This is a genomic window from Pseudomonas sp. GW460-12-10-14-TSB1 (assembly GCF_017349775.1).
Classification (GTDB): Bacteria; Pseudomonadota; Gammaproteobacteria; order Pseudomonadales; family Pseudomonadaceae; genus Aquipseudomonas; species Aquipseudomonas piscium.
On sequence record NZ_JACNAC010000030.1, the window covers coordinates 19,608 to 42,195 of the forward strand.

The window sequence follows — 22,588 nt, forward strand, 5'->3', positions numbered from 1 at the left end:
AACGGCTGGATTCAAGGCAGGGCCCTGTGGCCGATGCCGCGTAGAAAAGGAGAAAACCACATGCTCGACCCCGCATTGAGTCAATGGCTGGACGCCGAGGCCCAGGCCCTGGATCTGGGCCACTGCGACCCGCAGCAGGTGCTGGCGCGACTGGCCGAGGCCCAGGTGCTGCGCATCGGTATTCCAGCCGGGCAGGGCGGCAGCGACGGCGACCTGGGCGCGGCCGTGGAAGCGGTGGCCGCGGTGGCCAGTCATTCCCTGGCGGCGGCCTTTGTGTTCTGGGGCCAGCGGGCCTTTATCGAATACCTGCTACACAGCCCCAACGCGGCCTTGCGCGAGCGTCTGTTGCCGGACCTGCTCAGCGGCGAACTGGCGGGGGCCACCGGGCTGTCGAACGCCATGAAGTTCCTCTCGGGCATCGAGGCCCTGCAGGTCCGCGCGTTGCCACGGGCTGGCGGCTGGTGCCTGAACGGGCGCCTGCACTGGGTCACCAATCTGCGCAAGAGCGGCTTTGTGGTGGCCGCGGCCATCGAGCATGAACAGGGCGGAGCGCCCTTTATCCTGGCGATCCCCGCGGCCCTGGATGGCCTGCAACGCTCCGAGGATCTGCAACTGATGGGCTTGCAGTCGAGCAACACCGCGGCGCTGGAACTGCAACAGGTCGAGGTCGGCCACGACTGGTTGCTGCACGAGGACGCCAAGGCCTTTCTGCCGGCGGTGCGCCCGGCGTTTCTCGGCCTGCAATGCGGCATGGCCATCGGCCTGGCGCGGCGCGCGCTGGATGAAGTGCAAGCGCATCTGCACAGCGGTCGTTCGATCCTGCGCGAGCCTTTCGAGGAGCAACGCCAGCAGTTGGAAGAACACGTCGACCAGCTTAAGCGCGGCCTGCTGGAGGGACGTTTCCTGAGCCTGCCGGCGGCGCTGTTCCGGCTGCGCATCGCCCTGGCCGAAGCCGCCGCCAACGCCGTGCAGTTGGAGTTGCAGGCCAGTGGCGGCAAGGCCTACCTGAGCGAACATGGCACCGGTTTTGCCCGACGCTGGCGCGAGTCGGCCTTCGTGCCGATCGTCACCCCGAGCCTGGTGCAGTTGCGCGCCGAGTTGCAGCGCCAGGCCCGGGATGCGGCGGCATGAGCGCGGCCTTGCTCGAAGCCCGGCAGATCAGCCTTGGCTACCCCGGCGAACACGGCTGGCAAGCGGTGCTGGAAGGCTTCGACCTGCGCTTGCAGCCAGGGGAGGTGGTGTCGATCCTCGGCCCCAGCGGCGTCGGCAAGTCCAGCCTGTTGCGGGTCCTGGCCGGTTTGCAGGCTTCCTGCGGCGGCAGCGTCAGCCTGCTGGGCCAGGCGCTGGATGGCCCGCATCCACGAGTGGCCGTGGCTTTCCAGGACCCCAGCCTGCTGCCCTGGCTGAACCTGGAACACAACGTCGCCTTCGGCCTCGATTTCGCCCGCCAGCCGGCGCTGAGCGCCCGGCAACGCCAGGTGCGGATCGACCAGGCAATCGCCGAGGTCGGCCTGCAGCATGCCCGTGGGCATTACCCGGCGCAGCTGTCCGGCGGCATGGCCCAGCGCACCGCGCTGGCCCGTTGCCTGGCGCGCCAGCCGCAGGTGCTGTTGCTCGACGAACCCTTCGGCGCGCTGGACGAAGTGACCCGCGCCGACATGCAGCAACTGCTGCTCAAGGTGATTGCCGAGCACCGCACCGCGGCGCTGTTGATCACCCACGACATCGACGAAGCCCTGCTGCTTTCCGACCGCATTCTGCTACTGGGTAACAGCCCGGCGCGGACTCTCGGCGAGTGGCGCATCGACCTGCCTCAGCCGCGCGCCGAGCTGGTGGAAGAACTGGGCACCCTGCGTATCGAGATTCTCAAAACCCTTCGGCGGGCGAGCCGCGTTCCACAGCCCAAAGCCTTACCGCAGCCTGCGTAGGAGCGAAGCTTGCTCGCGAAAAACGTCAACGTTGACGGGGTATCTGGGACCCTGCGCCGCACTGACGTTTTTTATCGCGAGCAAGCTTCGCTCCTACAGAAGAGGCGGTGATGGCCGGGTTCAACCCCTTGCCCGAATTGTCGGAGATACACCATGTGCCTGGATGACTTCACCCACAGCCGTCGCGACTTCCTCAAACTCAGCGCCTTGCTCACCGCCGGCGGCGCCTTGCCGTTGCTCAATAGCCTGCAGGCCCGCGCCGCCGCGGAGCCGGACGCGCCGGTGCGTATCGGCTACCTGCCGATCACCGACGCCACGCCACTGCTGGTGGCCCATAACAACGGCCTGTTCGAGGCCGAGGGCATCCGCTCCGAGCGCCCGGTGCTGTTGCGCAGCTGGGCGCAGGTGATCGAGGCGTTCATTTCCGGGCAGGTCAATGTGATCCACCTGCTGTCGCCGATGACCGTCTGGGCCCGTTATGGCAGCAAGGTGCCGGCCAAGGTGGTGGCCTGGAACCATGTCGGCGGCTCGGGCCTGACCGTGGCGCCGGGCATCACCGAGGTCCGGCAACTGGGCGGGCAGGCGCTGGCGATTCCGTTCTGGTACTCGATCCACAACGTGGTGGTGCAGCAGCTGTTGCGCGATAACGGCCTGACCCCGGTGAGCCGGCCGGCCAGCAGCCCGCTGGCAGCCAACGAGGTCAATCTGCTGGTGCTGCCGCCGTCGGACATGCCGCCGGCCCTGGCCAGCAAACGCATCGCCGGCTACATAGTCGCCGAGCCTTTCAATGCCCTGGCCGAGGAGCTCAAGGTCGGCCGGGTGCAGCGCTTTACCGGGGATATCTGGCGCAACCACGCCTGCTGCGTGGTGTTCATGCACGAGCAGGATTTGAACAATCGCCCCGAATGGTCGCAGAAGGTGGTCAACGCCATCGTCAAGGCCCAGCTGTGGACCCGCGACAACCGCGCCGAGGCCGCCAAACTGCTGTCCCGGGACGGCGCCAACCGCTACACCCCGCACGCGCCCCAGGTGTTGAGCCGGGTCCTGGCGCCGAGTGCCGGCGAGCGCCAGCAGTATCTGGCCGACGGCGCGATCCGCCATGCGCACTGGGACGAGCAGCGCATCGACTTTCAGCCGTACCCGTTCCCCAGCTACACCGAGGAACTGGTCAAGCGCCTCAAGGACACCCTGATCGAGGGCGACAAAGGCTTCCTGGCCAGTCTCGACCCGCAGCACACCGCCCGCGACCTGGTGGACGAGCGCTTTGTGCGCAACGCTATCGCCGCGGTCGGCGGGCTCAAGGCATTTGGCTTGCCCGACAGCTTCGAACGCAGCGAGGAGTTCAGCCTCTGATGGCCAAGCGATCCGCATCGAGCCGGCCTTGGCTCCTGGGCGTGGCGGGACTGCTGTGCCTGCTGCTGTTGTGGTGGCTGGGCGTGCGCCTGTTCGGCAGCGCCGACGGGCTGGCAGCGCGCTTTGCGCCGGCGGCGACCCTGGCCAGCCTGCTGGAGCTGCTGAGCCGTGCCGAGCTGTATGAGCACGTGCTGGTCAGCCTCAAGCGCATCCTGGTCGGCCTGGCCCTGGCCTTGCTGGTCGGCGTGCCCCTGGGCCTGCTGATCGGCAGCTACCGCCACCTGGAGGCGGCCACCACCCCGGCGTTCCAGTTCCTGCGGATGATCTCGCCGCTGTCGTGGATGCCGGTGGTGGTGATGCTGATGGGGGTAGGGGACCAGCCGATCTACTTCCTGCTGGCCTTCGCCGCGGTCTGGCCGATCCTGCTCAACACCGCGGCCGGGGTGCGCCAGCTCGACCCGCGCTGGCTGCAACTGAGCCGCAGCCTCAGCGCCACCCGCTGGGAAACCCTGCGCAAGGTGATCCTGCCCGGGGTGCTGGGCCATGTGTTGACCGGTGTGCGCCTGGCCATCGGCATTTTGTGGATCGTCCTGGTGCCTTGCGAAATGCTCGGTGTCAGCGCCGGCCTGGGCTATTTCATCCTCGATACCCGCGACCGCCTGGCCTATTCGGAACTGATGGCCATGGTGCTGCTGATCGGTGCCCTGGGCTTTGCCCTGGACAGCCTGGCCCGTGGTCTGCACCGACGCTGGACGCACTTGCCGTAACGCCGCGACGGGCGCATTGTCAGTGGGAAGTCTGAAGTCATGCTGGCGTTCGATCCGGCGTTGACGCACTGGCGTATAGAGAAGCGGGCGCCAGTGGCCGGCGTGGGCGTCCAGCCTATCTGGAGGTGCGCCATGAGCCAGTACCAACGCTTGTTGCTGGTCATCGACCCGGCAATGCGCCAATCCCCCGCGATCCCGCGTGCAGCGGCCCTGGCCAAGGCCAGCGGCGCGACCCTGCATATCGCGGCCTTGCTGAAACCGGCGTCGATTCTTTCCCTGTTCGAGCACAACGTGCGCAATGAGGCGCGCGAACGTTATCGCCTGGAACACCAGCACTGGTTGCAGGAGGAGGTGCATCGGCTGCGTGCCCATGGCGTCACGGTCAACGGCGAGGTGACCTGGGCCGACGACCTGCTGGAGGAAATCCTGCAGCACGTTGCGGAAATCCAGCCCGACCTGCTGATCAAGGACGTGCAGCACGAACCGGCGCTGAAACGCGCCTTTCTCACGCCGATGGACTGGCACCTGCTGCGCCAGTGCCCGGTACCCCTGTACCTGATGGGCCGCCACGGCCATACCTTGCCGCAGAGGGTGGTGGCGGCGGTCGACCCGTCGCGGCCGGAGTACCAGCGCAACGGGCTCAACGACCGGATCATCCACGAAGCCAACAGCCTGGCCCTGCAATGCGATGCCGAGTTGCACCTGCTGCATGCCTATGACGTGTCGTCGGTCTACCTGGGCGATGCCGGGGGCGGTGGCCTGGTGCTGGCGGACCTGACCCGGGAACTGCGGGTCACCCTGGAAAAAGCCTTTCTCGAACTGGCCGAGCGTTATGGCGTGCCCGAGGAACGGCGGCATTTCATCCTCGGACAACCGGTCACCGTGCTGGCCAATTTCGTCACCGAGAACCAGACCGACGTGCTGGTCATGGGCCGGGTGCATCGCGAGGGCCTGGAGAAACTGGTGGGCAGCACCACCGAGCATGCGCTGTATCAGGTGCCCTGCAGCCTGCTGGCGCTGTAGCCGGGCTGCCTTGGGAGGTGAGACATGAGCGAATATCCGTCATTGCAGATGACCCTGCGCAACCGTCAGGCCGCCGGGCAAGGGCTGGTCGCGCCGTTGCAGAAATACAGTCGCCGGCCCGAGGTGATAGTGCTGGCGTTGCCCCGGGGCGGGGTGCCGGTGGCCTGGGAAATCGCCCGGGCCCTGGAGGTGCGGCTGGACCTGATGCTGGTGCGCAAGCTCGGCGTGCCCGGTCACGAAGAGTTGGCAATGGGCGCCATCGCCAGCGGCGGTATCCGCATCCTCAATCAGGACGTCCTGAGCAGCCATTACATCGGTGACGCCGAGCTGCAGGCGGTGACCCAGCGGGAAACCCAGGAATTGCAGCGCCGCGATCGGGTCTACCGCGGCGAGCGGACCGCGCCCGACCTGCGTGGCCAGGTGGTGATCCTGGTGGACGACGGGCTGGCCACCGGTGCCTCGATGCACGCCGCGGTCCAGGCCACGCGCCTGCAGCACCCGGCGCGGATAGTGGTGGCCGTGCCCCTGGCGCCGCAGGAAACCGTGGACACCCTGAGTTTCGAGGTCGACGAGCTGATCTGCCCGATCACCCCGCTGTGGTTCGTGTCGATCGGCAACGGCTATGCGGACTTTGCCCAGACCTCGGACGAGGAGGTGATTGAGCTGTTGCAGCGCGCCTGGCAGCGACCGTGCGAAGGCGCTGCGGCATGAACCTCTCGGCTGCCTGAAACAGGGTGCCTCGGAACCAAAACCGGTGTTGCCCCTCCAACCTGTGCCCGGCGCTGCGTGCAGGCCGGGCGAGGGATCCATGGGCGAGGGATTTTTGCCATTGAGGTGACGACCGCAACGGTCCGACACAGGGCAAAACATGAAACGAGGCTTCAAGCTTCTCTGCACATTGCTGCTGGCCGCTGGCCTGGCCGGTTGCATCGGCGCCCCTATCGAAATGACCGCGCAGACCGAGCAACGCTTGCGCGTTCAGGCGCCGATCCGCTTTCTGCTGACCTTCGACGACGGTCCCAGCGCCTCCAGCATTTATAACCCGACCGAGCGGGTACTCGATGACCTGCTCGACAACCCGCTGCAACCGGCGATCAAGGCGGTGTTCTTCGTCCAGACCCGCGCCTCGCGGGCCGGCGGCAGCGACATAGGGCGACGAATAATGGCCCGCGAGCATGCCGAGGGCCATGTGCTGGGCTTTCATACCGCCACGCCGAGGCACACTAACCATCGCTCGCTCGACCCGCCGGAGCTGGAGCAGTCCCTGAGCGACGGCAGCGCCGATATCGCGCTGATCACCGGCGTGTCGCCGAGCCTGGTGCGCCCACCATTCTGGAACTACGACAAGCGCACCTTCGCCGCCTACCAGCGGCATGGCCTGCATGTGTTGCTGACCGACCTCAGCGCCAACGACGGCAAGGTCTGGGGGTTCAACGCCAGCCCACGACGCCGGGCCAATATGCTGCGCCAACTGTCGGAGGTGCGCGAACGCATTGCCCTGGGCCAGTTGCCGACGGTGGACGGAGCGATCCCGGTGGTGGTGACCTTCCACGATCTCAATCGCTACACCGCCCGGCATACCCAGGAATACCTGCAGATCCTGCTCGACAGCGCCCAGGCCACCGGCCTCAAGACCGCGCCCAAGCCGTTCTACGACGATACCGCGGCGCTGCAACGGGCAGTCATGTCCCGTACCGTCACCAGCAGCGAGCAGCCGGTGCGATTGCCGGGGCTGTGGAACTGGTTGTGGGACAGGAATTCCCATTGAGCAGGCGTGACCGTTCGCATTGGACAAGACATGACCGTCGGTCCGCCAATGTCATGCCAGGCTCGAATAAATCTCTGGTTTTACAGTCACATGGGTGGTTGCAGGCGCCGGCGCCGCCGGTTCGCCCAGGGCCCGGTGCGTTGCCGGGCAGCTTTGCCAAAAATCGTTCTGACCCAGGTTCTAGGACACTCCCATGAAGCGACTCGCGACACTCACCCTGACCCTTTGCTCCGCGCTGCTGCTGGGGGGCTGCTACCCCCATTGGGACGACGGCCGGCGCTACGATCGCGACCATGACCGCTGGCGCGACCATAGTCGTTACGACCGCGACTGGGATCGCGACGACGACCGTTACGACCGGCGCTACGACCGGCGGGACAAGGACGGGCGCTATCGTCGCGACCGTGACGATGACGACGATGACGATTGAGTCGCGGGGCGGTTTTCGCCCGGCATGACAACGGCGCCCTTGGGCGCCGTTGTCGTTTCGGAAAGGGCGCAACCCGATCGCCGATCCCGAAAGACCGCAATCCGCGGGCTAAATTGTTTCGGCAGCGCTTCGTTCCACTCTCAATATTGAATGTTATATGATAACATTTGTCATCTGATCGTTCACTCCCGCGCGCGCCTCAAAAGGGCGCGCTTGCGTCTGGGCCGGCCATTTGCCGGGCCCGGGCGATAACGGCCCACGAAGCTTCGACCGACAGCGGGTTGCGCGCACCAGGTAAAGCCCTGCGCATGACAGCCCCGATCAGACGATCCACGCACCGCGCAGCAATGCCCATCAGAGGCGGGCGCGCAGCCTTTCCCCGAGCAATTGCAGCGCCATCAGCGCGCGGGGAGGCGATTCGTTGAATGAGAGTCCAAAGGAGCACACGACAATGCCAATGAGCATGGCAAACACCCCCACGGGGCCAGCCCCTGTACCCCGACGAACCATCCCGAGCCCGCGCCCCGCCGCGACCGTCCTGCCCCGGTCAAACGACCTTCCACACAAGGGAGCGATATGAGTCTTTCTACTGGATTGGCAGGGCAGGCGGGCGTCGCGTCCCCTGCGCTGGCCGTGGCCAAGGCCAACACACGGATGCTGGCGATCGATGCCCTGCGCGGTTTCGTCATGCTGTGCATGCTGGTGGACCACGTGCGCGAGACCTTCCTCCTGCATCGCCAGGTCAGCGACCCGATCGACGCCCTGAGCGTGAGCCCGGACCTGTTTTTCACCCGCCTGCTCAGCGAGATCTGCGCGCCGGTGTTCATTTTCCTCACCGGCCTGTCGGCCTGGCTCTCCAGCCAGAAACACAGCCTTGGGCAAACCTCGGTGTTCCTGCTCAAGCGCGGCCTGTTCCTGGTGTTCCTCGAACTGACCTTCGTGTGTTTTGCCTGGAACGCCGAGTTCCCGCCCAAGACCCTGTGGTTGCAGGTGATCTGGTGCATTGGTATCTGCATGATCGTGCTGGCCGGCTTACTGCACTTCAAACGCGGCTGGCTGATCGTGCTGGGGGTGGCCATAGTCGCCGGGCACAACCTGCTGGATGACGTGGTGCTGGGCCCCGAGTCGCCGTTCTTCGTGCCCTGGTCGATCCTGCACCAGCGGGTGTTCATCGACATCACCGAGTTCACCCGGGCCCGCACCACCTACCCGGTGCTGCCGTGGATCGGCGTGATCCTGCTGGGCTGGGCCATAGGCCCGTGGTTCGGCAAGGACATGCAACCGGCGGCGCGCATTTCGCGGCTGTTCAAGGTCGGCATCGGCCTGCTGCTGGCCTTCGTGTTCATTCGTTACCTGAACGTCTACGGCGAGAAACCCTGGGTCCAGACCGGCGATGCGCTGCGCACCTTCATGAGCTTCATGAGCGCCAAGAAGTACCCGCCGTCGCTGATGTTCCTGATGCCGACCCTGGGCCTGGGGCTGATCCTCCTGGCGTACTTCGAGAAGGTCCAGGAACGCTGGTCGACCGCGCAACTGGCGATCTACGGCGGCGCGCCGATGTTCTTCTACCTGCTGCACCTGTACGTGCTCAAGGCCCTGTACCTGGTGGCAGTGGCCATCTGGGGCACCAACCAGGGCACTTACTACGGCTTCGACAACCTGTCCGGGGTCTGGCTGTGGAGCCTGATCCTCGGCGTGCTGCTGTTCTTCCCGACGCGTTGGTTCGCAGGCCTCAAGCAGCGTCGCCGCGATATCGCGATCCTCAAATACCTCTGAGTGGGATCCCGGTGGTGCGCCCGGACAGCGGCGCACTGCCTGATATCGCCCGCCATCTATCGATTTCCGGGAGTTCGACAGTGAAGCACTTGACCCGACACACCCTGCTGTTGGCATTGGGGGGCCAGAGCCTGCTCGCGCTGGCCGCGGAGCAGGACCATGCCAAGGGCTTTATCGAAGACAGCCAGTGGAGCCTGTTCAACCGCAGCCTCTACGACCGCCGCGACTATCGGCACGGTTCCTTGAGCAACGGCGCGCGCAACGCCTACAAACCCCGCGCCGAACGCAGCGACCTGGCGGAGGAGTGGGCCTATGGCCTGATGGCCGACTACAGCTCCGGGTTCACCCAGGGCACGCTCGGCTTCGGCCTGGACGCTCATGTCTATTCCGGCTGGAAACTCGACAGCGGCGGTGGCCGGGCCGGCAAGGCGCGGCTGCTGGGGGTGGACAACGACGGCCATCCCAAGGACCAATTCAGCCGCGGCGGTGCGGTGGCCAAGCTGCGTTTTTCCTCCACCGAGCTGCGCTACGGCGAACAGCGAGTGAAGACCCCAGTGTTCGGTTCCTCCGACAGTCGCCTGCTGCCCGAGACCGCCACCGGCTGGTTCCTCACCAGCCGCGAGCTGAGCGACACCACCCTGTACGGCGGCCACTTCAACGAAAGCACCGACCGTAACGCCAGCAGCCACGACCAGGGTTTCGTGGTCAATTATTCCAATGGCAAGCAGGGCGACAGCTTCGACCTGATCGGCGTGCGCAATACGTCGATCAAGGGCCTCAACGCTAGCCTGTTCAGTGCGCTGTACGAAGACACCTGGCGCCAGCAGTACCTTGGCGCGCTCTACAACCTGCCGCTGGGCCAGGGCCAGGACCTGACGTTCGATTTCAACCTGTACCGCACCCAGGACACCGGCAAGGCCCTGTCCGGGAGCATCGACAACACCACCTGGAGCCTGATGTCGACCTACAGGAGCGGTGCCCACAGTTTTGGCCTGGGCTACCAGAAGGTCGACGGCGACACGCCTTACGACTACGTCACCCGCGGCGCGATCCTGCTGAGCAACGCCGTGGCCCTGTCGGACTTCAACGCCCCGCAAGAAGCCTCCTGGCAGGCCCGCTACGACCTCAACATGGCCGGCTACCAGGTCCCCGGGCTGACCTTCAGCGCCCTGTATGTGCGCGGCAGCGGCATCGACGGCAGCCACATGGACCCGCGCGGCGGCTACGCCTGGCTGGGCTACGGCGAGGGTGGCAAGCACTGGGAGCGGGACTTGCAGGCCAAGTACGTGGTGCAGTCCGGCCCGGCGAAAAACCTCGCCGTCACCCTGCGCCACGCCGTGCACCGCGGCAACCAGGCCCAGGCCGAACTGGATGCCGACCAACTGCGACTGGCGATCGAGTATCCGTTGGGCGGCAGGTTCTAGGGCCCAGGCAAGCCCTGTCAGCGAGCGCCCCTTCCTGGTGGAGGGGTTTTTATGGCCGGGTGCCGTTAATGCTGCTATGCCTTGGATAGCCCTTCACGCTTTACCGCAGCAGTGGTCATGACACGGACGTAGGGTGACACCAGTCCTCGCCCGGCCGGCTGGCCGCGCGGGAACCTCACTTGACTGCCATGGGGTAACCAGGTCGTGGAGAACACAAGGATCAAGGCGCGCCAGCTGATTGTCTGCATCGATGGCACCAACAACCGTTTCAGCGACGAACCGACCAACGTGGTCCGGCTGTTTCGCTCGCTGCCCAAGGACAGCGAAACGCTGCTGGCCTATTACGACCAGGGGGTGGGCACCTTCGGGCTCAGCGAAACCCTGTTCGAATGGCAGAAGGTGCCGTCGCGCATCGCCGGGCTGATGTTCGGCTGGGGCATCAAGCGCAACGTACTCAATGCCTACCGCTTCCTGATGGAGAACTACAGGGACGGTGACCAGATCTTCCTTTTCGGCTTCTCCCGCGGCTCCTACGCGGTGCGGGTCCTGGCGGCGCTGCTGCATACCATCGGCCTGCTGCCCGCCCATCAGGTCCAGCTGATGGACTTTGCCTGGTCGCTGCTGACCACTCGCTTGAAATCCGCTGATAATTCCAAGCCGAATCGCCAACGCGCCATGAGTTACACCTGGTGGCGCATGAGCGCGGACAAAAAACCGGACTTCGGCTTGATGGGGGCGTTCAAGGGCAGCTTTGCCCGGAAGGTGAGCATTCACTTTCTCGGGCTGTTCGACACCGTGAGTTCGGTGGGCTGGGTGTATGACCCGCTGATCGTCCCCTACACCCGGAAGAATAGGGACGTGAAGATCATCCGCCATGCGGTGTCCCTGGACGAACGCCGCAGCTTTTTCCGCCAGAACCTCTGGACAGAGGGCGAGGGGGTGAACCTGAAACAGGTCTGGTTCGCCGGCGTGCATGCCGATGTGGGTGGCGGTTACCCGGCCGGCGAGTCGCAACTGGCGTTGATTGCCTTGCGCTGGATGATCGGCGAGTGCCTGGAGGCCGGGTTGAGCATCGATGTCGAGGCCTGTCGCGCTGAACTCTATCCAGCCTCTGTGCTACAGGATCCGCTGGCCCAGGCCCACAATTCCCTGACCCGCAACTGGCTGATCACCGAGTGGGTGCCGCGCCTGGTCTGGAACCCGAAGACCCACAAGCGAACCCGTGAATACGGTTCGATGCCACCGTTTGGCAAAGCCCGGTCGCGGGTCATTCCCACGCCTGAAGCCGGGCAGAAAGTCCGGGTACATGCCTCCGTGGCTGCTCGGCAAAATGGACCGCTGACCGGCGGCCAGCCCTGGGGCAGCCAGCAGACCTACCAGCCGGAAAACCTGCTGCGCATCGATGCCGCGCTGATCGAGCAGGTTGGCGACTCGCCGAGGCTGGATGAGTACAACCTCTAGGGTCGCCAGTCCACTCACTCCCGATGCCGGCGCAGCAGCTCGATCTGCTCCGCCGGCACCTGCTGGCGCAGGGCTTTGTACAGGGCGCGGGTTTCCAGCAGGTTCCAGATCCTTAGCAGGGTTTCCAGGGCGTCCAGCGGCTTGCTGATGAAGTCGCGGGCGCCCAGGGCCAGGGCGCGCAGGCGGGTGTCGCGGGTGGCGTCGGCGGTCAGCACCAGGATCGGCAGGTAATCGTTGGCCGGGATCCGCCGGTTGAGCTGTTCGAGCACGGCGAAGCCGTCGAACTCGGGCATGTGCAGGTCGAGGATCACCAGGTCCGGCTCGAAGCTGTTGAACAGGTCCAGGGTGCGCAGCGGCTGGGTGCTGCTCAATACGTTGTGCAGGCCTTCGCGGGCCAGCAGCTGCTCCATCAGGTCGAGGTTGGGGCGCTGGTCGTCGATGATCAGGATGCGCAAATCGTGGTTCATGCGGGCTCCGGTAGATGTTGCTCAAGGTGGGCGAGAAACGCCGGGATATGAATGGGTTTGGTCAGGATCGCCGTGGCCCCGGCCTGCAACAGGGCGCGGTGGGTCAGGGCGCTGGCGTCGGCGGTGATCATCAGCACCGGAGTACTGGCGGTGGTCGCCGATTCCCGCAGCCGGCGCAGCACCTCCAGGCCTGCAAGGTCCGGCAGGCTGACGTCCAGCAGGATCAGTTGCGGTGCATGCTGGCGCGCCAGGTCCAGGCCCATCTGGCCCTGCATGCTCGACAGCAGGCGAATGCCCGGGCGGCGTTGCAGCAGGGTTTCGATCAGCGCCAGGCTCGACAGGTTGTCCTCGATGCACAGCACCTGGCCGCGGTATTCCACGGTCTCGACCCGGGCCGGCAGCACCGACACCGGTTGCTCCAGCGCCCGTTGCTCCAAGGCCAGATGCGCGCCGGCCGCGGCCACCTGCACAAAGGGCAGTTGCAAGGTAAAGCTGCAACCCTGGCCCGGCGTGCTGTGCACCCGCAGGCTGCCGTCCATCATCTCCAGCAGGCTCTTGCTCAGGGCCAGGCCCAGGCCGGTGCCTTCCACCCGCGGGTCGGCGCCCAGGCGCTCGAAGGGCCGGAACAACTGGCCCAGGCGCTCCAGGGGAATGCCGGCGCCGGTGTCGCTGACCGCCACCTCGACCCGGGTGTCCAGGACCTTGACCGCGATCCGCACCTGGCCCTGGGGCCGGTTGTACTTGATGGCGTTGGACAGCAGGTTGAGCAGCACCTGGATCAGCCGCTGGCGGTCGGCGATTACCCCGCTGTGCTCGCTCAGCACGGGCAGGGCGGCCAGCTGGATGCCGGCATCGGTGGCCATCGGCGAAACCAGGGTCAGGGCCTCGTGCAGCACCGAGGCCAGGGCGATCGGCTCGACAGTCAGCGGCAGGTGCCCGGCCTCGATGCGGGCGATGTCCAGCACCTCGTTGATCAGGGTCAGCAGATGCTGCCCGGCGCGCAGGATATGCCCGACCTGGGGCCGCTGGCCGCTAGGCGAGTCCATGTCCAGCAACTGGGCGAAACCGAGGATGGCGTTGAGCGGGGTGCGCAGTTCGTGGCTCATGCGCGAGAGAAATTCGCTCTTGGCCCGGCTGGCGCTTTCGGCTTCTTCGCGGGCGGTGCGCAGGGCGATTTCCGCGGCGCGGCGGTCGGTGATATCGCGGGTGATCTTGGAGAAGCCGCGCAACGCGCCGCTGGCATCGTATTGCGCGGTGATCACCACGCTGGCCCAGAAGCGGCTGCCGTCCTTGCGGCAGCGCCAGGCCTCTTCCATGTAGTGGCCGTCGCGGGTGGCCTCGCGCAGGGCCATGTCCGGGTGCGCCGGGCATTCTTCCGGCAGGTAGAACAGCGAGAAATGCCGGCCGAGGATTTCCTGTTCGCTGTAGCCCTTGATCCGCTCGGCGCCGGCGTTCCAGGTGGTGACCCGGCCCTGGGTGTCGAGGGCGAAGATCCCGTAGTCCTTGACCCCGTCGATGATCAGCCGCAGGCGTTCCTCGTTGTCGCGCAGTGCCCGCTCGCGTTCGGCCAGCAGTTGCCCGGCCTCCACCAGGCGGGTGCCGAGCTGGCCGATCTCGTCCTGTTCCGGGGCTTGCGGCCGCAACGGTTGGCCGAGGGCCAGGCGCTGGGCGTTGCCTTGCACCTGCTGCACTCGGGCGACTATACCCTTGGACAAGAACAGCACCGCGACAATAGCCCCGAACAAGCCGCAGAGCGCCGCCAGCAGCGTGGCCAGCAGCAAGCGCATGCGGGTCGCCGAGGCCGCGGCGCTGCGTTCGGCGAGCAAGCCGTCCTCACGGATGCGCATGGCGCTGATCTGCTCGCGCAGCACGTCCAGCACCTGTTTGTTCTCGATCAGGATTGCCGTGATGCTGGCGCTGTCGTCGGGCCGGCCGTTGCGCAGGGCCACCAGGCCGTCGAGCTTGTTGCCGATCAGCGGGGTGATGGCCTTGAGGTGGTCGCGCATGCGCGCGTCGCGAATGTTGCTGTCCAGCCGTTGCAACGCGGCCTGGATCAGCGGCTGGGCGCGTTCATAGCTGGGCAGAAAGTCCTCGCGGCGGGTCAGCAGGTAGCCGCGCACGCTGGCCGCCGCTTCGGCGAGCAGGGTGTGCACGGTCTGGATATCGCCCTGCACCAGCAGCACCCGGCGCACATCTTCTTCGGCACGGGCGGTCTGGCGTTCGGTGATGTAGATCAGCACCAGCGACAGCAGCAGGATCACCAGCGGCAGGGAAATCACCACCAGCGCCTTGCCGCGCAGGGGCAGGTCGAGCCAGTGCCGGCTGGCCAGGAGCCTCATGGCCATTCTCCCGCGGGCTGCGCCACCAGCCCCAGGGCGATGCCGCGCACCGCGGCCTGGGTGCGGTCCGCCGCGCCGAGCTTGCCGATCACCCGTTCCACATGGGCCTTGGCGGTGCCGGTGGTGATGCCGAGTTTTTCGCCGATCTCGCGGTTGCTGAAGCCTCCGGCCACCAGCCCCAGCACCTGGCGCTCGCGGGCGGTCAGGGCGGCAGCCTGGGTGCCGCCGCCGGCGTTGCGTTCGGCCATGCGCCGCAGCAAGCGGGCGCTGACCGTACTGTTGAGGGCTTCCTCGCCCTGGGCCACCCGTTGCAGGGCGCCAAGCACTTCGCTGCGGCTGGCGTCCTTGAGCAGGTAGCCGACCGCGCCGGCGGCAATCGCCGCTTCCAGGTGGTCGGGGCTGTCGTCCATGGTGAAGATCACCACCTTGATCGCCGGTTGCCGCTGTTGCAGCAGGCGCGCGGCGCCCAGGCCGTTGAGCAGCGGCATGCGGATGTCGAGAATGGCGATGTCCGGTTGCAGGCGTTCGCATAGGTCGAGGGCTTCCTGGCCATCGCGGGCCTGACCGACCACCTCGAACTGCGGGTGGCCGGCGAGCAGGGCGACAAAGCCGGTACGGGTGACTTCATGGTCGTCCGCCAGTACCAGGCGCAGGGCAGGGCTCATGGGTGTTCTCCAGCAGTGGGCAGCGGCACCCGGGCTTGCAGGCGGGTGCCATTGCCGGGGGCGCTGTGCCAGGACAGCTCGCCGCCCAGCAGGCTGGCGCGTTCCTGCATCGCCGCCAGGCCCAGGTGCTGGCCGCCGCAGCTGGACAACGGGGTGTCCAGGGCGAAGCCGACGCCGTTGTCTGCCAGCGCCAGCCAGGCCTGGCCATCCACCAGTTGCAGGCTCAGCTCGGCACGGCTGGCCCGGGCATGCTTGAGGATGTTGTTGATGCCTTCCTGGGCGATGCGGAACAGGGCGATCTCGCTGGCACCCGGCAGGCGCGCGCTGGACTGTTGCTGCCAGTGCACCTCGATACCGGCGTCGCGCAGGCGGTCGGCTTCCTTGTCGATGGCCTTGTACAGGCCAAAGTCGTCCAGCACGTTGGGGCGCAGGCCGCCGATCAGTTGCCGACCCTCGCCGACGCAGCCCTGGGCCAGGGTCAGGATGGTCTGCAACTCGTTGTGCAGCTCCTCGGGCAATGTCGGGCAGCGCCCGGCAAAACCCTGCAGGCGCTGGTGCAGCCCGGCCAGGGTTTGCGCCAGGCCGTCGTGCAGGTCGTAGGCCACGCGCTTGCGTTCGTCTTCCTGGGCGCTGAACAGCCGGTGCACCAGTTCCGACATGGTTCTTTCCCGGGCTTGCAGGGTCTCCAGCAAACGCTGGTTTTCCAGGTGCGCGGCCAGCAGGGTGGCCAACAGTTGCAGGGATTCCAGGTCCTCGCTGTCGGGCGCGGCCAGGGCCACGCTGTTGGCCAGCAGCAGGGCGCCGAAGGCCTGGCCGTCGGCGCCGGGCAGGGGAATGCGCAGCACCTGGGGCAGGGCGGCATCGCTCTGCGGCAGCCATTCGGGGTGCAGGGTCGCAGATTTGGCCAAGGGGTGCAGGGCGGCCAGGCGTTCGCTGCTGCCATGCTGGGCGGTGGCCCGGGGCGGCTGTGTGGTTTGCCATTCCAGCAGCAGGCCATGGTCCATCGCCATAAAGGCACAGGCCCGTTGCAAGGCGCGCTGGCGCATGGCCGCGGGCGGCAGTTGGGTCAGCTCCTGGCCGGTGTCCACCAGCAGGCGCAGGCGCGCCGCGCGGCTTTGCGACTGGCGATACTGGCTGCGAATGGCCAGGGCGCTGCCGGGGTCGTGAGTCGGGCTTTGCATGAAAATCAGGCTCCAGCGTAAAGGGCGTGCGCTCGCGAGCAGGCATTAGACCCGCTTGCCGGCCGTGGGCCTATCTGCCGAATGGCATAGGCCACAGGCACCGGTTGGCCGATGGCGAGGCTGCGCCGGGTGGGCAAAGTGGGCGCATTGAAACCCACTGGAGCCTTCCGATGAAACTGCCAACTACCGCCATTGCCCTGTTGCTGGCCCTGACCGCGCCCCTGGCCCAGGCCCTGGACGCCACGCCTTATGTGTACCGCACCGTCGCCGCGCAGCCGCAGAGCCAGGGCGACCGGGAGATCGCCGGCCTGTTCGATCGCTGGAACGCGGCCCTGCAAACCGGCAGCGCAAAAAACGTAACCAGTCTTTACGCCGCCGACGCGATCCTCCAGCCAACCGTGTCGAATCAGGTGCGCACCACCCCGGCGCAGATCCAGGACTACTTCGAGCATTTCCTCGCGGGCAAGCCGGTGGGCCAGATCAACTTCCGGGAAATCCGCCACCTGGGCCCGGACGCGGCCATGGACAGCGGCGTCTACACCTTCACCCTGCACGAGGCCAACGGCGCGACCCGCGAGGTGCAGGCGCGCTACACCTTCCTCTACGAGCGCATCGACGGCCAGTGGAAGATCCTCAACCACCACTCTTCGGCCATGCCCCAGGCGCAGCCGCAATTGCAGGCCAGCCATCGCTGAAGCGCCATCTGCCGCGCCATGTAAAAACGCCGGGCTCAGTGCCCGGCGTTTTTGTCTGTGGCTTCAGCCTTCCTGGCGATAACGCCCCGGGGTCATGCCGAACCAGCGGCGGCAGGCCTTGTGAAAGCTGCTCTGGTCGCGAAAGCCGAGCAGGGCGCCGATGTACTTGACGCTGCGCGCCGAGTTGCGCAGGAAACTGTGGGCCAGCATCAACCGTGCCTCGTCGAGCAGGGCCGAGAAGTGCATGTCTTCGTTGTCCAGGCGCCGTTGCAGGCTGCGGCTGCTGACTCCCACCAGTTGCGCGATGTGCCGCAGGTCGCTGGGTCCGCCCTGGGCCAGGCGTTCGGACAATACCCGCCGTACCCGCGCGGTCATCGAGCCGTCGAGCAGCAGCTTGAGGCGGGTCCGCGCGTATTCCATGTGCAGCACATCCAGCGCCGGGTCGGCGCTGGGCAGGGCGGTCGCGCAATCGCGCGGGCTGAAGCTCAGGCTGTTGTAGGGCGCGTCGAACTGCAGGTTGGGGCCTAACAAACGTTCCAGGGCGCGGGTGTCCGGCGGTCGCGGGTAGGTGAAGCTCGCCGCCAGCGGTCGAGGCTTGTGGCCGGGCAGCAGCCAGTGCACCAGGCCCAGGGTCTGCGCGGCGCCGGCATCGATGAACGCCCGCGGCACCAGGCCCGGTTCGAGGGCAATGTCGAAGCCGATCAGGGTGACGGCCTGGGGGCTGCGCTCCAGGCACAGGTAAAAGCCGTTGCTGACCAGCGAGTGATAGTCCACCAGGCGTTGCAGCGCGGTGTCCAGGGTGGCGCCGGACATCAGCGCATAGCCGAGCACTTCCAGGTTGGCCGGGTGGGCCTTGGTGTACGCCAGCAGGCCGAGGTCCGGGTTGCCGCAGAGGTGCACGGCGTCTTGCAGCAACTCGTAGACCAGCTCCAGCCTGACGCCCGTGGGGTTTTCATGGACCTCCTGGTGGCTGCTGCCGTGGCGCTTGAGCAAGGCCTCGACCTTGACGCCGGCATCGGTCAGGACATCGGCAAGCACCCGGAAACTGGTGCCGGTCATTCTGTGCATAGTACTTCCTGGACTGGTGGCTAATTGATGTCATTGGCGCTGGCGCATGATCGCAATAAACCCTGGGCCGCAGTCGAGAAAGGGCGGTGCGGTGTTTCCGAGGACAAACGAAAGGTATCCGGGAACACTTTCGAGCCGCTCGGGCAGGGGGGATCATAAGTGGCAATGAGCCATTATCTCGTCGGGCATGCCGACGCATCCTGGCCAATCCCACCCGGCGCGCTGTCGCCGCTTCGACTACGGATCTGTCATGCAAAGCGTCAAAGACTTTTATCGGGAACTGGCGCAAGGGCGACTGGCGCTGGCCTTCCAGCCGGTGGTGTGGCTGCCCGACGCCAGCCGGGTGCTGTACCAGGAAGGTTTGCTGCGCCACGTCGAGCAGCCCGGCAATGGCGTCTACCCCTTCGCCATGCTCGAGCGCCATCAGGTGATGCGCGAACTGGACCGCAGCGTGGTGGGGGGCGTGATCGAGCGCCTGCTGGAGGACGCGCACCTGCGCCTGGGCTGCAATATCTCGGCGCAGAGCGCGATCATCGATCCGTTCTGGTCCGCCACCCTCGCGCAGTTGCGCGACGCCCCTTCGGTGGCCGCGCGGCTGGTGATCGAAATCACCGAAAGCGCCACGCCGCCGAGCACCGAGGCGGCCATCGAGTTTGTCCTGTGCCTGCGCGAGCTGGGTTGCCGGGTGGCGGTGGATGACTTCGGCGCCGGCCTCGGCACCCTGGAGTTCATCCGCCAGACCCGCCCCGACATGGTCAAGATCGACCAGGGTTACCTGCAACGCGCCCGCAGCGAACCCAACAGCGTGCAGACCCTGAAACACCTGGTGCAGCTGTGCAAGACCCTGGCGCCCTGCGTGATCATCGAAGGCATCGAGAGCGAAGCCGACCGCGCCCTGGCCACGGCCTGCGGTGGCGAGTGGGGGCAGGGCTACCTGTTCGGCCGGCCACGGCTCGACCGCCTGGGCGCGCCGTGCCGGTTGCGTGGGGTGGCGGCCGAGCCTGTGGTGGCGGGCTGAGTGGTGACGGTTTGGCGATGCTTGCCAGGGATGACAGCGACGTATTTGAAATCGCCATCGTCGGCAAGTCGGATCGCCGCCCGCTGGCTCCTACAGAGTCATGGGCGGGCACAAGATTCCCTGTTTGGCACCGGCTTCTGTAGGAGCCTGGCTTGCCAGCGATAGCGGCGGACCATTCACCCATACCGCCAGCGACCGGCCGCGGCTTCAGTAATAAATGCCCTTGGCGTCATAGGGCAGCAGCACAGTATCGACCGCCGCATCCACCGGCAGGCTCACCACCGCCACCAGCGGGCAGACGATGCTCATCCAGCAGTAGATCGTGGCGTAGCCATCGTAGCCGCGGGCGTCACGCATGGTCAGCAGCTGGATATTCTGCTGGGTGCCTTTGTAGAAGTCGTAGGAGATGTACTGATTGCTGGCACGGGCCATCAGGGTGCCGCAGCCCGAGAGGGCCAGTGTGCCGAGCAGGACGAGAGCAGTGAGCGCTTTGATGATGCCATTCCTTAGCAAGCCGATTTGCGGCGCGCATCTTCGCACCGGTCGAGGCTTCAGGCCAGCCTGGGGGGGCAATGATCGCAGCGAGCTGCCAGGGATGACGGCGGCGCACTCGATGGCGCCATCGCCGCCCGCTGGCTCCTACAGGTTTGTGGGATGCCCGGTAGTCCGCATCTGGAACCCGCTTCTGTAGGAGCGAAGCTTGCTCGCGATAGCGGTGGTCCATTCGCTTGCGTAGTTACTGTCTTAGCCCAGCACCTCACGCAACCGATGCCACAGCATGCCCAGCGCCAGCAGCGGCGCGCGCAGGGCCGGGCCGCCAGGGAAGGTCATGTGCGGCACTGCGCTGAAGATATCCAGGCCCCGGCTGTGGCCGGCATGGATGGCTTCGGCCAGCAGGCGCGCGGTCCAGTGGGTGACGTTGACCCCATGCCCGGAGTAGCCCTGGGCGTAATACACGTTGGGGTACTGGCGCAGGCGCCCGACCTGGGGGAAGCGGTTGGCGGTGATGCCGATCTTGCCGCCCCATTGGTAGTCGATACCCGCGTCCGCCAGCTGCGGGAATACCTTGAGCAGCTTCGGTCGCATGTAGGCGCCAATATCCGCCGGGTCGCGCCCGGAGTAGTGGCAGGCGCCGCCGAACAGCAGGCGCCGGTCCGCCGAGAGCCGGTAGTAGTCGAGGCCGACCTTCTGGTCGCACAGCGCCAGGTTCAGCGGGATCAGTTCGGCGGCCAGGGCCGGCGCCAGGGGCTCGGTGGCGATGATGTAGCTGCCCGCCGGCAGCACCTTGCCGCTCAGCCGTGGCTCCAGGTCATCCAGGTGGGCGTTGCAGGCCAGCACCAGGCTGCCGGCGCGCACCGTGCCGCTGGCGCAACGCACCTGTACGCTGTCGCCGTGGATCAGCTCCTGCACCGGGCTCTGCTCGAAGATCCGCACCCCCAGCGACTGGGCCAGGGCGGCTTCGCCGAGCACCAGGTTGAGCGGGTGCAGGTGCCCGGAGCCCATGTCCACCAGGCCCCCGGCATACTGCGACGAGGCCACCACCTGGGCCATGTCCTGCGGGGCCACCAGGCGGGTTTCATGCACGTAGCCCAGGGCCGCCAAGTGCTCCTGCTCGGCCTGGAACGCGGCGAACTGGGTCGGGGTGTTGGCCAGCTCGCAGAAGCCCCAGCGCAGGTCGCAGTCGATGCCGTGTTCGCGCACACGCTGGCCGACCAGCGCCACCGAGTCGATACCGGCCTGTTCCAGGTAGCGCACGCCCTCGGCGCCGACGTAGCGGGCGAAGCCGCTGACGTCGTGGCCGATGCCGCGGATCAGTTGCCCGCCGTTGCGTCCGCTGGCGCCCCAGCCGATGCGCCGGGCTTCCAGGAGAATCACCGACAGGCCGCGCTGGGCCAGCTCGATGGCGGTGTTGACCCCGGTGAAGCCGCCGCCGATCACGCAGACATCGGCGTTCAGATCGGCACTCAGGGGCGGGTAGTCCGGCAGCGTGTTGGCCGAGGCGGCGTAGTAGGAGCGGGTGTGTTGCGCGTGGCTGTGCTGGTTCATTTGTTGGACTTCACTTTGCTCCAGGCGCGGGTCATCAGGCGCATGGTCTGCGGGCTCTGGGTGCTGGAGATGTACAGCTTGTCGAGCACCGCCTGGGGTGGGTAGACCTCGGGGTTGTTCACCAGCTCGGGATCCATGTACTGCTGGGACGCCGGGTTGGGGTTGGCGTAGCCGACATAGGCGCTGACCTTGGCGATCACTTGAGGGTCCAGCAGGTCGTTGATGAAGGCATGGGCCTCTTTGGGATTGCTGGCGTCCGCCGGGATCGCCAGCAGGTCGAACCACAGGTTGCTGCCTTCCTTGGGAATCGAATAGGCGATCTTCACCCCGTTCTTGGCTTCCTTGGCGCGGTTGGCGGCCTGGAACACGTCGCCGGAATAACCGAAGGCCAGGCAGATATTGCCGTTGGCCAGGTCCGAGACGTACTTGGAAGAATGGAAGTAGGTGATGTAGGGACGGATCGCCAGCAGCTTGGCTTCGGCTTTCTTGTAGTCCTCGGGGTTTTCGCTGCGCGGGTCCAGGCCCATATAGTTGAGCACCGCCGGGAACACTTCGTCCGGCGAGTCCATCATCGACACGCCGCACTGGCTGAGCTTCTTCAGGTTCTCCGGCTCGAAGAACACCGCCCAGGAATCGATCCTGTCGACGCCCAGCACCTGCTTGACCTTGTCGAGGTTGTAGCCGATGCCGTTGGTGCCCCACAGGTAAGGCACCGAGTACTGGTTGCCGGGGTCGTTCTGTTCCAGCAGGGTCAGCAGTTTCGGGTCGAGGTTCTGCCAGTTCGGCAACTGCGCGCGGTCGAGCTTGAGAAAGGCCCCGGCCTTGACCTGTCGCGCCAGGAAGTGGTTGGACGGCACCACCACGTCATAGCCGGTGCGGCCGGCCAGCAGCTTGCCCTCCAGGGTTTCGTTGGAGTCGAAGACGTCGTAGATGACCTTGGTCCCGGTTTTTGCCTGGAAGTCGGCGAGGGTGGTCTCGCCGATGTAGTCGGTCCAGTTGTACACGCTGACTTTCGATTCAGCCTGGGCCGTGGCGCCAAACAGCACCGTCAGGGCCAGCGGAACCACGGATTTCCATAGACGCATAGCGATACCCCTTTTTTGCGGTTGTTATTGTGTTTGCCAAATCTGTAACCCTGTGGCCGCAACCTCGCGCCGCTCGGCAGCGGCTACAGAACAT

At 66.3% G+C, this 22,588-nt stretch carries 21 protein-coding genes; 13 read left to right on the plus strand and 8 right to left on the minus strand.

Annotation, left to right across the window (positions count from 1 at the left end):
* Positions 1-60: 60 nt before the first annotated feature.
* The 11 genes from J4D52_RS18005 to J4D52_RS18055 all read left to right on the plus strand — a co-directional run bounded on the left by J4D52_RS18005 (position 61) and on the right by J4D52_RS18055 (position 11,930).
* The gene (locus J4D52_RS18005; RefSeq protein WP_102677267.1) at positions 61-1,131 is read left to right on the plus strand and encodes an acyl-CoA dehydrogenase family protein; all 1,071 of its coding nucleotides are present in this window, start codon (positions 61-63) and stop codon (positions 1,129-1,131) included.
* Positions 1,128-1,928 carry an ABC transporter ATP-binding protein gene (locus J4D52_RS18010; protein WP_102677268.1) on the plus strand — a complete coding sequence of 267 codons (801 nt, stop codon included), beginning with the start codon at positions 1,128-1,130 and terminating at the stop codon, positions 1,926-1,928. The genes J4D52_RS18005 and J4D52_RS18010 overlap by 4 nt, the downstream gene beginning before the upstream one ends.
* A 153-nt stretch (positions 1,929-2,081) precedes the next feature.
* Positions 2,082-3,281 (plus strand): ABC transporter substrate-binding protein, encoded by a 1,200-nt coding sequence (locus J4D52_RS18015; RefSeq protein ID WP_102677269.1) that lies wholly within the window; start codon positions 2,082-2,084, stop codon positions 3,279-3,281.
* Entirely contained in the window at positions 3,281-4,048 is a 768-nt protein-coding gene (locus J4D52_RS18020) for an ABC transporter permease (RefSeq protein WP_102677270.1), read from the plus strand. The genes J4D52_RS18015 and J4D52_RS18020 overlap by 1 nt, the downstream gene beginning before the upstream one ends.
* Positions 4,049-4,180: 132 nt before the next feature.
* Entirely contained in the window at positions 4,181-5,071 is an 891-nt protein-coding gene (locus tag J4D52_RS18025; RefSeq protein WP_102677271.1) for a universal stress protein, read from the plus strand.
* A 24-nt stretch (positions 5,072-5,095) separates the two neighbouring features.
* Positions 5,096-5,782 (plus strand): phosphoribosyltransferase, encoded by a 687-nt coding sequence (locus J4D52_RS18030; protein WP_025808781.1) that lies wholly within the window; start codon positions 5,096-5,098, stop codon positions 5,780-5,782.
* Positions 5,783-5,939: 157 nt separating this feature from the next.
* Positions 5,940-6,839, plus strand: coding sequence for a polysaccharide deacetylase family protein (locus J4D52_RS18035; RefSeq protein WP_102677272.1), 900 nt, complete (start codon positions 5,940-5,942; stop codon positions 6,837-6,839).
* 193 nt (positions 6,840-7,032) lie between these two features.
* On the plus strand, positions 7,033-7,269 hold the full coding sequence (locus J4D52_RS18040; protein ID WP_102677273.1) for a hypothetical protein: 237 nt from the start codon (positions 7,033-7,035) through the stop codon (positions 7,267-7,269).
* Positions 7,270-7,845: 576 nt separating this feature from the next.
* Positions 7,846-9,045, plus strand: coding sequence for a DUF1624 domain-containing protein (locus J4D52_RS18045; protein ID WP_102677274.1), 1,200 nt, complete (start codon positions 7,846-7,848; stop codon positions 9,043-9,045).
* A gap of 80 nt (positions 9,046-9,125) precedes the next feature.
* On the plus strand, positions 9,126-10,469 hold the full coding sequence (locus J4D52_RS18050; protein WP_102677275.1) for an OprD family porin: 1,344 nt from the start codon (positions 9,126-9,128) through the stop codon (positions 10,467-10,469).
* 204 nt (positions 10,470-10,673) lie between these two features.
* A complete protein-coding gene (locus tag J4D52_RS18055; RefSeq protein WP_102677276.1) occupies positions 10,674-11,930 on the plus strand; it encodes a DUF2235 domain-containing protein in 1,257 nt (418 codons plus the stop codon).
* A 14-nt stretch (positions 11,931-11,944) separates the two neighbouring features.
* Here J4D52_RS18055 and J4D52_RS18060 read toward each other — a convergent pair whose 3' ends face one another.
* The 4 genes from J4D52_RS18060 to J4D52_RS18075 are packed head-to-tail and all read right to left on the minus strand — an operon-like array spanning position 11,945 to position 16,582.
* Positions 11,945-12,397 carry a response regulator gene (locus J4D52_RS18060; RefSeq protein ID WP_092296368.1) on the minus strand — a complete coding sequence of 151 codons (453 nt, stop codon included), beginning with the start codon at positions 12,395-12,397 and terminating at the stop codon, positions 11,945-11,947.
* Positions 12,394-14,736, minus strand: coding sequence for an ATP-binding protein (locus tag J4D52_RS18065; protein ID WP_102677277.1), 2,343 nt, complete (start codon positions 14,734-14,736; stop codon positions 12,394-12,396). The genes J4D52_RS18060 and J4D52_RS18065 overlap by 4 nt, the downstream gene beginning before the upstream one ends.
* Complete coding sequence (locus J4D52_RS18070) at positions 14,733-15,401, minus strand: response regulator transcription factor (RefSeq protein ID WP_102677278.1); 669 nt, start codon at positions 15,399-15,401, stop codon at positions 14,733-14,735. The genes J4D52_RS18065 and J4D52_RS18070 overlap by 4 nt, the downstream gene beginning before the upstream one ends.
* On the minus strand, positions 15,398-16,582 hold the full coding sequence (locus J4D52_RS18075; RefSeq protein WP_102677279.1) for a sensor histidine kinase: 1,185 nt from the start codon (positions 16,580-16,582) through the stop codon (positions 15,398-15,400). Before J4D52_RS18075 ends, J4D52_RS18070 begins: the two co-directional genes overlap by 4 nt.
* A 170-nt stretch (positions 16,583-16,752) precedes the next feature.
* On the opposite strand from J4D52_RS18075, the gene J4D52_RS18080 reads away from it, so the two are divergent.
* Positions 16,753-17,277, plus strand: coding sequence for an SgcJ/EcaC family oxidoreductase (locus J4D52_RS18080; RefSeq protein WP_102677280.1), 525 nt, complete (start codon positions 16,753-16,755; stop codon positions 17,275-17,277).
* 63 nt (positions 17,278-17,340) lie between these two features.
* On the opposite strand, the gene J4D52_RS18085 is transcribed toward J4D52_RS18080, so the two are convergent.
* Positions 17,341-18,345: an AraC family transcriptional regulator gene (locus J4D52_RS18085; RefSeq protein WP_025808793.1), complete on the minus strand. Its 1,005-nt coding sequence runs from the start codon at positions 18,343-18,345 to the stop codon at positions 17,341-17,343.
* 250 nt (positions 18,346-18,595) lie between these two features.
* On the opposite strand from J4D52_RS18085, the gene J4D52_RS18090 reads away from it, so the two are divergent.
* On the plus strand, positions 18,596-19,363 hold the full coding sequence (locus J4D52_RS18090; RefSeq protein ID WP_025808794.1) for an EAL domain-containing protein: 768 nt from the start codon (positions 18,596-18,598) through the stop codon (positions 19,361-19,363).
* 207 nt (positions 19,364-19,570) lie between these two features.
* Here J4D52_RS18090 and J4D52_RS18095 read toward each other — a convergent pair whose 3' ends face one another.
* From J4D52_RS18095 to J4D52_RS18105, 3 genes are all read right to left on the minus strand, one after another.
* Positions 19,571-19,876: a YceK/YidQ family lipoprotein gene (locus J4D52_RS18095; protein WP_025808795.1), complete on the minus strand. Its 306-nt coding sequence runs from the start codon at positions 19,874-19,876 to the stop codon at positions 19,571-19,573.
* A 231-nt stretch (positions 19,877-20,107) separates the two neighbouring features.
* Positions 20,108-21,409 (minus strand): FAD-binding oxidoreductase, encoded by a 1,302-nt coding sequence (locus J4D52_RS18100; RefSeq protein WP_102677281.1) that lies wholly within the window; start codon positions 21,407-21,409, stop codon positions 20,108-20,110.
* Positions 21,406-22,494: a polyamine ABC transporter substrate-binding protein gene (locus tag J4D52_RS18105; RefSeq protein ID WP_102677282.1), complete on the minus strand. Its 1,089-nt coding sequence runs from the start codon at positions 22,492-22,494 to the stop codon at positions 21,406-21,408. The genes J4D52_RS18100 and J4D52_RS18105 overlap by 4 nt, the downstream gene beginning before the upstream one ends.
* Positions 22,495-22,588 lie beyond the last annotated feature (94 nt).